This window comes from Cellulomonas sp. FA1 (assembly GCF_000986825.1).
GTDB classification, from domain to species: domain Bacteria; phylum Actinomycetota; class Actinomycetes; order Actinomycetales; family Cellulomonadaceae; genus Cellulomonas; species Cellulomonas iranensis.
The window spans coordinates 1,817,360-1,830,540 of record NZ_LBMY01000001.1; the positions used below are offsets into that span (position 1 = coordinate 1,817,360).

At 76.4% G+C, this 13,181-nt stretch carries 14 protein-coding genes; 3 read left to right on the forward strand and 11 right to left on the reverse strand.

Annotated elements, in window-relative coordinates:
- Nucleotides 1-33: 33 nt before the first annotated feature.
- Together GY42_RS19360 and tsaD are read right to left on the reverse strand one after the other, a co-directional pair.
- On the reverse strand, nucleotides 34-522 hold the full coding sequence (locus tag GY42_RS19360; protein ID WP_046528950.1) for a hypothetical protein: 489 nt from the start codon (nucleotides 520-522) through the stop codon (nucleotides 34-36).
- A 170-nt stretch (nucleotides 523-692) separates the two neighbouring features.
- Nucleotides 693-1,733: a tRNA (adenosine(37)-N6)-threonylcarbamoyltransferase complex transferase subunit TsaD gene (gene tsaD / locus GY42_RS08065; protein ID WP_046528951.1), complete on the reverse strand. Its 1,041-nt coding sequence runs from the start codon at nucleotides 1,731-1,733 to the stop codon at nucleotides 693-695.
- Nucleotides 1,734-1,820: 87 nt separating this feature from the next.
- Here tsaD and GY42_RS08070 point away from each other — a divergent pair, with 87 nt between their 5' ends.
- The gene (locus GY42_RS08070; protein ID WP_226238993.1) at nucleotides 1,821-2,459 is read left to right on the forward strand and encodes a malonic semialdehyde reductase; all 639 of its coding nucleotides are present in this window, start codon (nucleotides 1,821-1,823) and stop codon (nucleotides 2,457-2,459) included.
- A 120-nt stretch (nucleotides 2,460-2,579) separates the two neighbouring features.
- Here the strand turns inward: GY42_RS08070 and GY42_RS08075 are convergent, their stop codons facing one another.
- From GY42_RS08075 to GY42_RS08105, 7 genes are all read right to left on the reverse strand, one after another.
- Entirely contained in the window at nucleotides 2,580-3,440 is an 861-nt protein-coding gene (locus GY42_RS08075; protein WP_082131417.1) for a sulfurtransferase, read from the reverse strand.
- Nucleotides 3,441-3,477: 37 nt separating this feature from the next.
- A complete protein-coding gene (gene rimI, locus GY42_RS08080; RefSeq protein ID WP_046528952.1) occupies nucleotides 3,478-3,969 on the reverse strand; it encodes a ribosomal protein S18-alanine N-acetyltransferase in 492 nt (163 codons plus the stop codon).
- A complete protein-coding gene (gene tsaB / locus GY42_RS08085) occupies nucleotides 3,966-4,655 on the reverse strand; it encodes a tRNA (adenosine(37)-N6)-threonylcarbamoyltransferase complex dimerization subunit type 1 TsaB (RefSeq protein ID WP_046528953.1) in 690 nt (229 codons plus the stop codon). Before tsaB ends, rimI begins: the two co-directional genes overlap by 4 nt.
- Nucleotides 4,655-5,236 (reverse strand): tRNA (adenosine(37)-N6)-threonylcarbamoyltransferase complex ATPase subunit type 1 TsaE, encoded by a 582-nt coding sequence (gene tsaE, locus GY42_RS08090; protein WP_046528954.1) that lies wholly within the window; start codon nucleotides 5,234-5,236, stop codon nucleotides 4,655-4,657. Before tsaE ends, tsaB begins: the two co-directional genes overlap by 1 nt.
- Nucleotides 5,233-6,444 (reverse strand): alanine racemase, encoded by a 1,212-nt coding sequence (alr, locus tag GY42_RS08095; protein WP_082131418.1) that lies wholly within the window; start codon nucleotides 6,442-6,444, stop codon nucleotides 5,233-5,235. The genes tsaE and alr overlap by 4 nt, the downstream gene beginning before the upstream one ends.
- Before the next feature lie 58 nt (nucleotides 6,445-6,502).
- The gene (locus GY42_RS08100) at nucleotides 6,503-7,114 is read right to left on the reverse strand and encodes a nucleoside/nucleotide kinase family protein (protein ID WP_046530709.1); all 612 of its coding nucleotides are present in this window, start codon (nucleotides 7,112-7,114) and stop codon (nucleotides 6,503-6,505) included.
- Between the two features lie 110 nt (nucleotides 7,115-7,224).
- A complete protein-coding gene (locus tag GY42_RS08105; protein WP_046528955.1) occupies nucleotides 7,225-8,715 on the reverse strand; it encodes an NAD(P)H-hydrate epimerase in 1,491 nt (496 codons plus the stop codon).
- Nucleotides 8,716-8,834: 119 nt separating this feature from the next.
- On the opposite strand from GY42_RS08105, the gene GY42_RS08110 reads away from it, so the two are divergent.
- Nucleotides 8,835-9,821, forward strand: a complete 987-nt coding sequence (locus GY42_RS08110; RefSeq protein ID WP_046528956.1) for an LLM class F420-dependent oxidoreductase — start codon at nucleotides 8,835-8,837, stop codon at nucleotides 9,819-9,821.
- Between the two features lie 23 nt (nucleotides 9,822-9,844).
- Here the strand turns inward: GY42_RS08110 and GY42_RS08115 are convergent, their stop codons facing one another.
- Nucleotides 9,845-10,201: a holo-ACP synthase gene (locus GY42_RS08115; RefSeq protein WP_046528957.1), complete on the reverse strand. Its 357-nt coding sequence runs from the start codon at nucleotides 10,199-10,201 to the stop codon at nucleotides 9,845-9,847.
- A gap of 31 nt (nucleotides 10,202-10,232) precedes the next feature.
- Complete coding sequence (gene glmS / locus GY42_RS08120; RefSeq protein ID WP_046528958.1) at nucleotides 10,233-12,089, reverse strand: glutamine--fructose-6-phosphate transaminase (isomerizing); 1,857 nt, start codon at nucleotides 12,087-12,089, stop codon at nucleotides 10,233-10,235.
- 108 nt (nucleotides 12,090-12,197) lie between these two features.
- Here glmS and coaA point away from each other — a divergent pair, with 108 nt between their 5' ends.
- The gene (gene coaA, locus GY42_RS08125; RefSeq protein ID WP_046530710.1) at nucleotides 12,198-13,157 is read left to right on the forward strand and encodes a type I pantothenate kinase; all 960 of its coding nucleotides are present in this window, start codon (nucleotides 12,198-12,200) and stop codon (nucleotides 13,155-13,157) included.
- Nucleotides 13,158-13,181 lie beyond the last annotated feature (24 nt).

The following is a 13,181-nucleotide window of genomic DNA, read 5'->3' on the forward strand; positions in this document are numbered from 1 at the left end:
GGACGGGCCGGGCGCCGGCCACGACCGCGGCGCTCACCCCAGCGCCGCGAGCGCACCGGTGCCGATGAGCGCGAAGAGCGCGCCCCACGCGACCACCGCGACCGACTGCCAGACCAGCACCTGACGGCGGTCGAGCCCCGCGGTCACCATGATGAACGCGGTCAGCGAGATCGCGAGGACCAGCGGTGCGAGCAGGCTCGCGACCGGCACGCCGAACCGGTCGACGCGCTCGACGACCTTCTGGCGGCGCGCGCTCACGGGCCGCTCGGTGCGGTTCGCGCGCCAGCGCCGCCGGGCGGCGCCGCCCGCGACGACGGCGACGACCACCGCGACGAGGTTGCCGAGCACGGCGGCGCCGGTCGCGAGCACGACCGGCACGCCCGTGACCGTGCCGACGAGCGCGCCGACGTACGACTCGAGGAACGGCACGAGGCCGATCGCCATGATCGCGAGGAACTGCAGGACGGGGTCGAGGCCCGCGACGAGCTCGGAGAGCGTGGTGTGGATGCCGTTGTCGAACATGCCTCCAGCCTGCGGGCCGGTGCGGCGTCGACCCCGTGCGTCCGCTCACCGGTCCGCGGCCCGGCCGCACGGTCGAGGCATGACGTCCGTCACGGGTGCGCGGCGCGACCGGCGCGACCGGCTCCGACAGGGCCCGGTCGGGCCGTGTCCGGTCCAGGCCGTCGGTGCGGCTAGACCAGGACCTGCGTGAGCGGCATCGTCGAGTCGACGGGCAGGTCGAGCGGCGAGGGCGGCAGACCGCGGCGCACGACGGCGGAGCCGAGCGCGCCGATCATGGCGCCGTTGTCGGTGCAGTAGCGGATCGGCGGGATCCGCAGCTCGATCCCCGCCTCGGCGCAGCGGGCCGCGGCCATGTCGCGCAGCTGCGAGTTCGCGGAGAACCCGCCGCCGACCACGAGCGTCGAGACGCCCTCGCGCCGGCACGCGGCGATGGTCTTGGCCGTGAGCACGTCGGCGACGGCGGCCGCGAACGACGCCGCGACGTCGGGCAGCGGGACGTCCTCGCCGGCGTCGCGGCGCGCCTCGACCCACCGCGCGACGGCGGTCTTGAGACCCGAGAACGAGAAGTCGGTCGCGTGCTTCGCCTGGTCCTTGGGGGCCGTCAGGCCGCGCGGGAACCGGATGGCCTCGGGGTCGCCCTCGCGCGCGAGCCGGTCGATGTGGGGGCCGCCGGGGTACGGCAGCCCGAGCAGGCGGCCGACCTTGTCGAACGCCTCCCCCGCGGCGTCGTCGAGCGTCGAGCCGAGCTCGGTGACGTTGACGGTGTCGTCGATCATCAGCAGCGACGAGTGCCCGCCGGAGACGACGAGCGCCATGACGCGCTCGGGGAACGCACCGTCGACCAGCTCGTCGACGACCGCGTGCCCGATGACGTGGTTCACGCCGTACAGCGGCTTGCCGAGCCCGACCGCGAGCGCCTTCGCGGCGGACGCGCCGATCGTCAGCGGGCCCACGAGCCCGGGGCCGGCGGTGACGGCCACGGCGTCGACGTCGTCGAGCGTGACCTGCGCGGTCGCGAGCGCGCGCTCGATGGTCGGGACCATGGCCTCGAGGTGGGCGCGGGCGGCGATCTCGGGGATGATCCCGCCGAAGCGCGCGTGCTCGTCGACCGAGCTCGCGACCGCGTCGACGAGCAGCTCGTAGCCGCGCACGAGGCCGACGCCGGTCTCGTCGCAGGAGGTCTCGATCCCGAGGACGAGGGGTTCGCTCACGCGTCCAGGATAGGCGGCGCGCGACACGTGACACGCGTCACATCCTCGGACGGGCATCGGTGCGAACGCATCGATGTTGAGTGCGGCGTGACCACGAGCGACCTCATGGACGACATCCGGACGCTGCGCACCACGCGCGGCGTCGACGCCACGACCGCGGACCGCGTGTTCCGCGACGCGCGCACCGTCGGGAGCTTCCTCGACGTCCCCGTCCCCGACGAGCTGCTGCGCGAGGTGTACGACACCGTGCGCTGGGGCCCGACCGCCATGAACACGAGCCCGCTGCGGCTGCTCGTCGTGCGCAGCCGCGAGGGGCGCGAGCGCCTCGCGCCGCACGTCGCGGAGTTCAACCGCGACCGCGTGCTCGCCGCCCCCGTGACGCTCGTCGTCGCGACCGACGTCGACTTCCACGAGCACATGGCGACGCTCGTGCCGCACGCACCCACCTCGGGCGAGGGCTTCGCCGACAAGCACGACGCGCGCGTCGCCATGTCGCGCGACAACGCGTGGCTGCAGATGGGCTACCTCGTCGTGGGCCTGCGCGCCGCGGGCCTCGGCGTCGGCCCCATGACGGGCCTGGACGCGGCGGGCGTCGACGGCGAGTTCTTCGCGGGCTCGGCGTGGCGCACGCTCGCCGTGCTCAACGTCGGCTGGCCCGACGGCGAGGGCACCGACCGCCCGCGCGCACCGCGCCTCGAGTGGGACCAGGCCGCGCGCACGGTCTGACCGCTCCCCCCGCAGGAGCGCCGCACGCCCTCCCGCCGCCCCGTCGGGCGACGGGAGGGCGTCGCCGTCCCCGGGACCGGGCCGTGCCGGCCGGGTGGTGCCGGCCGGGCGGTGCGCCCGTCAGGCCGTCGCGACCGGACGCGCGGGGTCGTGCGCCCACTGCGACCACGACCCGGGGTACAGCGCGGCGTCGACGCCGATCGACGCGAGCGCCGCGACCTCGTGCGCCGCGGTGACGCCGGACCCGCAGTAGACGCCCACGCGCGCGGCCGTGGCACCCGGCGCGACGCCGAGCGCGGCGAACCGCGCGGCCAGCGCGTCGGCGGGCAGGAACCGCCCGTCGGCGTCGACGTTGTCGGCCGTCGGCGCGCTCACGGCACCCGGCACGTGCCCCGCGCGCGGGTCGACGGGCTCGACCCGCCCCGCGTACCGCTCGGCGGCCCGGGCGTCGAGCAGCACGCCGTCGCCCGCGAGCGCGGCGGCGCCGTCGGCGTCGAGCGTCGGCAGCGCACCGGCCACGAGCACGACGTCCCCGGGCTCGGGCGTGATCTCGAACGGCTCGACCGCGTAGCCGGCGGCCGTCCACGCGGCCAGCCCGCCGTCGAGGATCCGCACGTCGCGCACGCCCGCCCAGCGCAGCAGCCACCAGGCCCGCGCGGCGGACGTGCCCGCGACGTCGTCGTACACGACGACCGACCCGCCCTCGCGCACGCCCCAGCGCCGCGCGGCGCGCTCGAGGTCGGCCACGTCGGGCAGCGGGTGCCGCCCGGCCGCGGGCGACGGCGGTGCCGCGAGCTCGGTGTCGAGGTCGACGTACACGGCACCGGGCAGGTGCGCCTCGAGGTACCGGTCGTGGCCGTCCGTGCGCCCCAGCGCCCAGCGCACGTCGAGCACCACGGGCCCGTCGTCGTCGGCCAGCAGCCGGGCCAGGTCGTCCGGCTCCACCAGCACGGCACCCCGCACGTCGTCGTCGCTGCGCACCGCTCCCCCTCGTCCTCGGTCGGTCGGTCTCGATCGGTCAGGCGCCCGGCGCGTCGGCCGCGGCGGGTCCCAGCGGCAGGCGCATCGTCCAGGCGTCCACGTTCTCGGGCTGGTAGTAGCCCCGGCGGCGCCCCAGCCGCTCGAAGCCCAGCGCCTCGTACAGGTGCAGCGCGGGGGCGTTGTCGACGCGCACCTCGAGCAGCACCGACGCGGCACCGACCTCGCGCGCGCGGTCGACGAGCGCGCCCAGCATCGCGCGCCCCACGCCCCGGCCCTGGTGGGCGACGTCCGTGCCGACCGTCATGACCTGCGCGTCCCACCCGTCGAACCACAGGCCCGCGTACCCGACGAGCGTGCCGTCCGGCAGCGTCGCACCCACGTAGGTGCGTCCCGGGGCCGTGAGCTCCTCGGCGAGCGTCGCGGCCGACCAGGCGCCCGCACCGAACAGCTCGACCTCGAGGCGCTCGAGCACGGGCAGGTCCGCGGCCGTCAGGGGCCGCACGGCCACGTCGACGGCCGCCGCGCTCACGCCAGGACCCGCTTGGACCCCGCCGACGGGACGGCGTCCGGGCGACGCAGGTACAGCGGCTCGGTCGGCAGCGGCTCGCCCGCCGCGAGGCGGCGCTGCGCGATCCGTACCAGGTACCGGGGGTCGGGCTCCCGCAGGCCCGGCACGTCGGACGCGACGCGCGCGTCCGCGGCGCCGAACACGTCGGCGTACAGGTCGCGCCCGGCGCCCACGACGACCTCGTCCGCGACGCGCGGCACGTCCGCGGGCGCGGCCACGCCGGGCTCGGCGGTGCGCACCGGCACGCCGCCGCGGACCTCGTAGCGCGACCAGTAGACCTCCCGCCGCCGGGCGTCGGTGACGGCCAGCAGCGGCGTGCCGTCCACGAGTCCACCGACCTCGGCCGCGGCCTCGGCGAGCGCGTCGTGGCTCGGCACGCCGTGCACGGGCACGCCGACCGCGAGGCCCAGCACGCGCGCCGTCACGAGCCCGACGCGCAGCCCCGTGAACGGCGCCGGCCCGGTCCCGACGACGACCGAGCGCAGGTCCCGCACGGTCGCGCCGCGCCGCGCGAGCAGCTCGGTGACCTGCGGCATGAGCCGCTCGGCGTGCCGCCGAGGCTCGTCGTCCGTCAGCGTCTCGCCGTGCTCGGCGTCGACGACCAGCGCGGTCGCGACCGCGCCCGACGTGTCGATCCCCAGGTGCATCAGTGCCCACGCCCCTCGTGCTGCTCGTCCGTCAGGTCCGCCGCGTCCGTCAGACCCACCGCGTCGGCGCCCGGCAGCGCGACGCCGTCCCAGCGCGCGCCGACCGCGCGCACCGTGAGCACGCGCTCGCCCGCCGCGGCGTCCTCGACGTCGTCGGCCACACCGCCGTGCGGGCGCGCGAGCCGCAGCTCGAGCCGGTCGTCGGTCAGACCCTCGACCCAGCCCTCGCCCCACTCGACGACCGTGACGGCCTCGTCGAGCGCGGCATCCAGGTCGAGCGCCTCGACCTCGTCGAGCGAGCCCAGCCGGTACGCGTCGACGTGCACCAGCGCGGGACCGCGCGTGCCGTCGGGGCGCGGCAGCGGCGGGTGCTCGCGCGCGATGACGAACGTCGGCGACGCGACCTGCCCGCGCACGTGCAGGCCGGCGCCCAGCCCCTGCGTGAGCGTCGTCTTGCCCGCGCCGAGGTCGCCCGTGAGCACCACGAGGTCGCCCGCGCGCAGCACGTCGGCCAGCGCGCGGCCCCACGCGCGCGTCGCGTCGGCGTCGGGCAGGCGCACCTGCAGCCCGTCGGTCGTCACGCGGTCACCTCCACGTCCGCGGGGCGGGCCGTCGTCCCGGCCGCACCTGCGTCCTGCTCGCTGTCGACGTACGTGCGCGGCACGCGCGCCCCGAGCCGCGTCACGAGCTCGTACGAGATCGTCCCGGCGACGTCGGCCCAGTCCTGCGCGGTCGGGCCGCCGTCCCGCCCGTCGCCCCACAGCACGACGCGGTCGCCCGCGGCCTCGCGCGCGTCCGGGCCGAGGTCGAGCACGACCTGGTCCATGCAGACGCGGCCCGCGACGCCCAGGCGGCGGCCGCCGACCTGCACGGGACCGCCCCAGCGGTCGGCCGTGCCCGACGCGTGGCGCGGGATCCCGTCGCCGTACCCGAGCGGCACGACGCCCAGCACGGTGTCACCCGGCACGACGTACGCGTGCCCGTAGGACACGCCCGACCCGGCCGGGACGGGCTTGACCGTCGCGAGCTCGGCCTCGAGCGTCATCGCGGGCACGAGGCCGTAGCGCTCGGGACCGCCGAGCTGCGGCACGGGCGACAGCCCGTACACGGCGAGGCCGGGCCGCACGAGGTCCCAGTGCAGCGCGGGCGACGTGAGCGTCGCGGCCGAGTTGGCGAGGTGCCGCACCTCGAGGCGCGCACCCGCGCCCTCGACGAGCGCGACGGCCCGCGCGAACTCCTCGGCCTGCGCCGCGACCGTCGCGTGCCCCGGGTCGTCCGCGAGCGCGAGGTGCGAGAACAGGCCGACGACGCGCAGGGCGCCCTCGGCCTGCGCCGCGAGCGCCGCCGTGAGCACGTCGGGCAGCTGTGCCGGCGTGAGGCCGTTGCGCCCGAGGCCGGTGTCGACCTTGAGGTGCACGCGCGCCGTGCGGCCCGCCTCGCGCGCCGCGGCGACGACCTCGTCGAGCGCCCAGCGCGCCGCGACCGCGAGATCCACGTCGGCCTCGATCGCGGCGCGCAACGGCGCGCCCGGCGCGTACAGCCACGCGAGCACGCGCGCCCCGGTCACGCCGGCACGCCGCAGGTGGATCGCTTCGGAGACCTGGGCGGTGCCGAGCCACGTCGCGCCGCCGTCGACCGCGGCGAGCGCGCTCGGCACGAGACCGTGCCCGTACGCGTCGGCCTTGACGACGGCCATGACCTGCGCGGTCGGGGCGTGCGCGGCGAGGCTGCGGACGTTGCCACGCAGTGCCGCGAGGTCGACGACCGCGCGCGCGGGGAAGTCGTTCACGTGCGCCAGTGTCTCACCCGGGCGGGTGCGCGTCCGTGTCCGTGCCCGCGTGGCACGGTCAGCCGAGCAGCTCGGGCCCGACCACGAGGTCGGCGCGCCGGGCCGTCGGCGCGACGCGGCGCGCGTTCGTCTCGTCCGGGCCGGTCGACCACGCGCGCGCCGCGTCGGGGCTCTTGCCGAACCGCTCGTGCCGCGCCACGAGCCGGGCGAGCCGCAGGTCGTCCGGCGGGGCGACGAACCAGGCCTCGTCGAGCAGGTCGGCCACGGGCCCGAACCCGTCGTCGGCGAGCAGCAGGTAGTTGCCCTCGGTGACGACCAGCGGCACGTCCGCGGGGACGGCGATCGCGCCCGCCACGCCGTTGCGCAGGTCACGGCGGTACTCGGGCGCGTACACCACGCGGCCCGGCTCGGGGGCGCGCAGCCGCCGCAGCAGCGCGACGTACCCGTCGGCGTCGAACGTGTCGGGCGCGCCCTTGCGGTCGGCGCGGCCGGCCCGCTCGAGCTCGGTCTGCGCGAGGTGGAACCCGTCCATGGGCACGACGACGCTCACGCCGGGGAACGCGGCCGCGACCTGCGCCGCGAGCGTCGACTTGCCCGCCCCGGGAGCGCCCGCGACGCCGAGCACGACGCGCCCGCCGCGCGCGAGCAGCGCTCGCACCCGGTCCGCCAGGGGTGCCGCGAGCGGGGCGACCCGCTCGGCGACCGACCGGTCCCGCGCGCCGGCGGTGCCGCTCGGCGCGGGCGCCGCGGCGCCGCGCGGCCCGGGCGCGGCGGTCCCGCTCACGCCGTCACCAGGCCCGCGACGACACGCGGCACCGCGGCCGCGACGTCCGACGCCGTCACCGGGCCGCCCGGGTTCGCGGCGTGCGCGGCGCGCCCGTGCACCGCGGCCGCCGCGGCCGCGAGCGCGGCCGGCAGCGTCGGGTCGTCGACCGCGTCGGCCGCGTGCCCCGCGAGCAGCGCGCCGAGCACGCCCGCGAGCACGTCACCCGCCCCCGCGGTCGCGAGCCACGCGGGCGCGTCGGCCTGCGCGTACACCGCGCCGTGCGCACCGACGACCACGGTCGTCGCGCCCTTGAGCAGCACGGTCGCCCCCGTGAGCTCGTGCGCGCGACGCGCGTGCGCGAGCGGTGCCGCCTCGACGTCGGCCCGGTCGACGGCCGCGCCCCGCGCGGACAGCAGCGTCGCGAGCTCGCCCGCGTGCGGCGTCAGCACGACGTGCGGCGGCACGCGGCCCGGCAGCAGGTCGAGCGCGCCCGCGTCGACGACCGCCGGCTCGTCGTGCGCGAGCGCGTGCACCAGCGCGTCGCGGGCGCGGGCCCGCTGCGCGTCGTCGTCGGGCGCGACGCCCGGCCCGACGACCCACGCCTGCACGCGCCCCTCCCCCACCACGACCTCGGGGTGCGCCGCGAGCACCTGCGACCCGCCCGACCCGACGTACCGCACCATGCCGACGCCGGCCCGCAGCGCACCGCCGGACGCGAGGACCGCCGCGCCCGGGTACCGGTCCGAGCCGGCCACGACGCCCAGCACGCCGCGCGCGTACTTGTGGGACGTCCGCCCCGGCACCGGCCACAGCGCGGCGACGTCGGCGCCCGCGAGCCGTGCGACGGCCGGCGCACCCGCGAGGTCGAGGCCGAGGTCGACGACCTCGACGCGCCCCGCCGCGTCGGCCGCCGGCGGCAGCAGCAGCGCGGGCTTGCACGCGCCGAACGTCACCGTGACGTCGGCCTGCGCCACGGCACCGGTGCGCGTGCCGTCGTCGACGCCCACGCCCGACGGCACGTCGACCGCCACGACCACCGGCCTCACGGCGGCGGCCGCGAGCGCACCGACCAGGCGCGCACCCGGCCCGCGCACACCGCCCCGTCCACCGATGCCCAGCAGCCCGTCGAGCACCACGTCGGCCGCGAGCACCGTGCCCGCGAGCGCGTCCGCCGCCGCGTCGTCGTGCGCCGGGACGACCCGGCCGTGCGCGGCCCGGAGCGCCGCGAGACCGTCGCCGTGCACGCGCGGCGACGCGAGGACGGCCGTGACGCGCGCACCGCGGCGCGCGAGCCGCGCACCCGCGTGCAGCGTGTCGCCGCCGTTGTTGCCGGAGCCCACGAGCAGCACCACGTGCGCGCCGCCGACGCGCCCGCGCACGTCCCGCAGGACGCGCGCGACGTGCGTCGCGAGACCGAAGGCGGCGCGGTCCATGAGCGGCACGCCGGCCGCGAGCAGGGGTTCCTCGGCCGCGCGCACGGCGGCGGCGTCCCACGAGAGCAGCACCCGCCCATCCTGCCCGGGCCCGCGCGCGGGCGCGACGCGCGCGCACGTCGCGGGGGCCCGGTGCACGGGCTCGCCGCGCCACCCGGACGCGCGCCCGACCCGCGGGTAGCGTGCGAGGCATGCGCTTCGGACTCTTCATCCCCCAGGGCTGGCGGCAGGACCTCACGGGCATCGACGCCCGCGACCACTGGAAGGTCATGCACGGCCTCGCGTCGTGGGCCGACGACGGCGACGCCTTCGAGTCGATCTGGGTCTACGACCACTTCCACGCCGTGCCCGAGCCCAACGGCGAGGCCACGCACGAGGCCTGGAGCCTCATCAACGCGTTCGCGGCGTCGACGTCGCGCGTGCGGCTCGGCCAGATGTGCACGTGCATGGCCTACCGCAACCCCGCCTACCTCGCGAAGGTCGCCACCACCGCCGACGTCATCTCGGGCGGCCGCGTCGAGATGGGCATCGGCGCCGGCTGGTACGAGCACGAGTGGCGCGCCTACGGCTACGGGTTCCCGCGCGCCGGCGAGCGCATCGCGATGCTCGACGAGGGCGTGCAGATCTTCAAGCAGATGTGGACCAACGGCACCGCGACGCTCGACGGCACGCACTACCAGGTCGACGGCGCGCAGCTCTCGCCGCTGCCGCTGCAGGTCGACGGTCCGCCGCTGTGGATCGCGGGCGGCGGCGAGAAGAAGACGCTGCGCATCGCCGCCGAGCACGCGCAGTACACGAACTTCGACGGGTCGCCCGAGGGCTTCGCGCACAAGTCCGAGATCCTGCGCGGGCACTGCGAGGCCATCGGCCGCAACTTCGACGAGATCACGCGGTCCGCCAACTACAACGTCGTCATCGGCGCGACGCAGGCCGAGGTCGACGACCGCGTCGCGTGGGTCGAGGAGCACTACGCGAACACGGTGCCCGACAAGGCCCCCGAGGTCGCCGAGCAGTTCCGCAGCGGCCCGCTCGTCGGCACGCCCGAGCAGATCGTCGAGACGCTGCGCGAGCTGCAGGGCCTGGGCATGACGTACGCCATCACGTACTTCGCCGAGGCCGCGTACGACCGGTCGGGCATCGAGCTCTTCGCCCGCGAGGTCGTGCCGCACCTGCGCTGAGCGCGCGCCGGGCGCGACGTCGGTCAGACGTCGCGCTCGGCCACGACCATCGCCGACGCGATGCCCGCGTCGTGCGAGATCGACAGGTGGAACCGCGCGACGCCCAGCGCGTCGGCACGTGCCGCGACCGTGCCCGTGACCTCGACGACCGGCTGCGCGCCGATCACGCGCCGCACGGTCGCGTCCTGCCAGCTCATGCCCGGGGGCGCGCCCAGCGCCTTCGCGATCGCCTCCTTGGCCGCGAACCGCGCGGCCAGGGAGGCGTCCGGCAGGTCCCGCTCGGCGGGCGTGAAGAGCCGCTCGCGCAGCTGCGGCACGCGCGCGAGCGTCGCCATGAACCGCGCGACGTCGACGACGTCGATCCCGACGCCGACGATCACGACGCGCCCCGCGCGCCCCCGCGGGCGCGGCTCACTCGACCGTGACGGACTTGGCCAGGTTGCGCGGCTGGTCCACGTCCAGGCCCTTGGCGGTCGCCAGCTCGCACGCGAACACCTGCAGCGGGACGACCGTCAGCAGCGGCGCGAGCAGCGTCGGGCACTGCGGCACCGAGAACACCTCGTCGGCGTACGGGCGCACCGCCTCGTCGCCGTCCTCGGCGATGACGATCGTGCGGGCGCCGCGCGCGCGGATCTCCTGGATGTTCGAGACCACCTTGGAGTGCAGCGAGTGCCGGCCCCGCGGCGACGGCACCACGACGAACACGGGCTGCCCCGGCTCGATCAGCGCGATCGGACCGTGCTTGAGCTCGCCGGCCGCGAACCCCTCGGCGTGGATGTACGCGAGCTCCTTGAGCTTGAGCGCACCCTCGAGCGCGATCGGGTAGCCGACGTGCCGGCCGAGGAACAGGACCGACTGCGTGTCCGCCATCCACCGGGCGATCTCGCGCACGCGGCCCGAGCGGTCCAGGACCTCCTGGATCTTGTCGGGCATCGCGCGCAGCTCCTCGAGGGTCGACGCGATCTCGTCCGGGAACTTGTTGCCGCGCAGCTGCGCGAGGAACAGACCCAGCAGGTAGGCGGCGGTGATCTGCGACAGGAACGCCTTGGTCGAGGCGACGGCGATCTCCGGGCCGGCGTGCGTGTAGAGCACAGCGTCGGACTCGCGCGGGATCGTCGAGCCGTGCGTGTTGACGATCGCGAGCGTCGTCGCGCCCTGCTCGCGCGCGTGCCGCACGGCCATGAGCGTGTCCATCGTCTCGCCGGACTGCGAGATGGCGACCACGAGGGTGCGCTCGTCGACGACCGGGTCGCGGTAGCGGAACTCGTGCGCGAGCTCGACCTCCACGGGGATGCGGCACCAGTGCTCGATCGCGTACTTCGCGACGTGGCCGGCGTACGCCGCCGTCCCGCACGCGACGACCACGATCTTGTCGACGGCGCGCAGCACGGCCTCGTCGATCCGCAGCTCGTCGAGGACCAGGTGCCCGGCCGCGTCGGTGCGGCCCAGCAGCGTGTCCGCGACCGCGTGCGGCTGGTCGTGGATCTCCTTGTCCATGAAGGAGCCGTACCCGCCCTTCTCGGCGGCCTCGGTGTCCCAGTCGACCCGGAACGGCGTCGCCTCGACCGGGTTCCCGTCGAGGTCGGTCACGGTGACCGAGGTCGGCGTGATCGTCACGACCTGGTCCTGCCCGAGCTCCAGGGCGTCACGGGTCGAGCCGATGAAGGCCGCGACGTCCGAGCCGAGGAAGTTCTCGCCGTCGCCCAGCCCCACGACGAGCGGCGAGTCGTGCCGCGCACCGACCACCGTGTCCGGCGCGTCCGCGTGCACCGCGAGCAGCGTGAACGTCCCCTCGAGCCGACGCGACACCGTGGTCAGCGCGGCGGTCAGGTCCTGCGAGCGCGCGTGCTCGCGCGCCACGAGGTGCGCGACCACCTCGGTGTCGGTCTCCGACGCGAACTCGACGCCGTCCGCGACGAGCTCGGCCTTGAGCGTGGCGAAGTTCTCGACGATGCCGTTGTGGATGACCGCGACGTCGCCCGAGACGTGCGGGTGCGCGTTCGCGTCGGTCGGGCCGCCGTGCGTCGCCCAGCGCGTGTGCCCGATCGCCGCCGTCGCCGGCGGCAGCGGGTGCGCGTCCAGCTCGGCCACGAGGTTCGCGAGCTTGCCGGCCTTCTTCGCGGTCGCGAGGCGCCCCCCGGGCACCACGAGAGCGACACCGGCGGAGTCGTACCCGCGGTACTCCAGCCGCCGCAGCCCCTCGAGGACCACCTCGAGGGGGCGCTCGCTGGCCCCCGCTCCACCCACGTAACCGACGATTCCGCACATGCGCCCGATCCTAGTGGGCACCCCGGCGCACGCCCGGCCGGGTGAGGCGTGACACCCGTCGCGCCCGCACCGCACCGCGCCGTGCGCGGCACGGGCCCGCGATGCGCGATGATCGTCGTCGTGCCGTCCCTGGTCCCCGCCACGCCCTACGTCGACCTCGACCGCGACGCCTGGACCCGGTTGTCCGCCTCGACGCCCCTGCCGCTCACCGACGCCGACGTCGACCGGCTGCGCGGCCTCGGCGACCCGATCGACCTCGCGGAGGTCGACGCGACGTACCGGCCGCTGTCCCGCCTGCTCGACCTGTACATCCAGGCCACGCAGGGTCTGCACGGCGCGACCAGCACGTTCCTCCACGAGGACGTGGGCCGCACGCCGTACGTCATCGGCGTCGCGGGCTCCGTCGCGGTCGGCAAGTCCACGACCGCCCGCATCCTGCGCGAGCTCATCGCGCGCTGGCCCGCCACGCCGCGCGTCGAGCTCGTGACCACGGACGGCTTCCTGCACCCCAACGCCGAGCTCGAGCGCCGCGGTCTGCTGCAGCGCAAGGGCTTCCCCGAGTCGTACGACCGCCGCGCGCTGCTGCGTTTCGTGTCGAAGGTCAAGGCCGGACGCCCCGAGGTCGCGGTGCCCGTCTACGACCACCTCACGTACGACATCGTGCCCGGCGCCGAGGTCGTCGTGCGGCAGCCCGACGTGCTCATCGTCGAGGGGCTCAACGTGCTCCAGCCCGCGCGCCCGACGCTCGAGGGCACGTCGAACCTCGCCCTGAGCGACTTCTTCGACTTCTCGATCTACGTCGACGCCCGCACGTCGGACGTCAAGCAGTGGTACGTCGACCGGTTCCTCTCGCTGCGCCGCACCGCGTTCGCGCAGCCCGCGTCGTACTTCCACCGGTACGCGTCGCTCTCGGACGAGGAGGCGATCGACCGCGCCGAGAGCATCTGGGACTCGATCAACGCGCCCAACCTCGAGCAGAACATCCTGCCGACGCGCAGCCGGGCCACGCTCGTCCTCACCAAGGGGCCCGACCACACGGTGCAGCGCGTGCGGCTCCGCAAGATCTGACGCGCCGCGCGCGTCAGGCGCGCG

Bases quoted from the DNA above. Each gene is read 5' to 3' on its own strand.
- GY42_RS08110 (WP_046528956.1), top strand. From the start codon at position 8,835: ATGCGCTTCGGACTCTTCATCCCCCAGGGCTGGCGGCAGGACCTCACG.
- tsaB (WP_046528953.1), bottom strand. From the start codon at position 4,655: ATGCACCTGGGGATCGACACGTCGGGCGCGGTCGCGACCGCGCTGGTC.
- glmS (WP_046528958.1), bottom strand. From the start codon at position 12,089: ATGTGCGGAATCGTCGGTTACGTGGGTGGAGCGGGGGCCAGCGAGCGC.
- coaA (WP_046530710.1), top strand. From the start codon at position 12,198: ATGATCGTCGTCGTGCCGTCCCTGGTCCCCGCCACGCCCTACGTCGAC.
- GY42_RS19360 (WP_046528950.1), bottom strand. From the start codon at position 522: ATGTTCGACAACGGCATCCACACCACGCTCTCCGAGCTCGTCGCGGGC.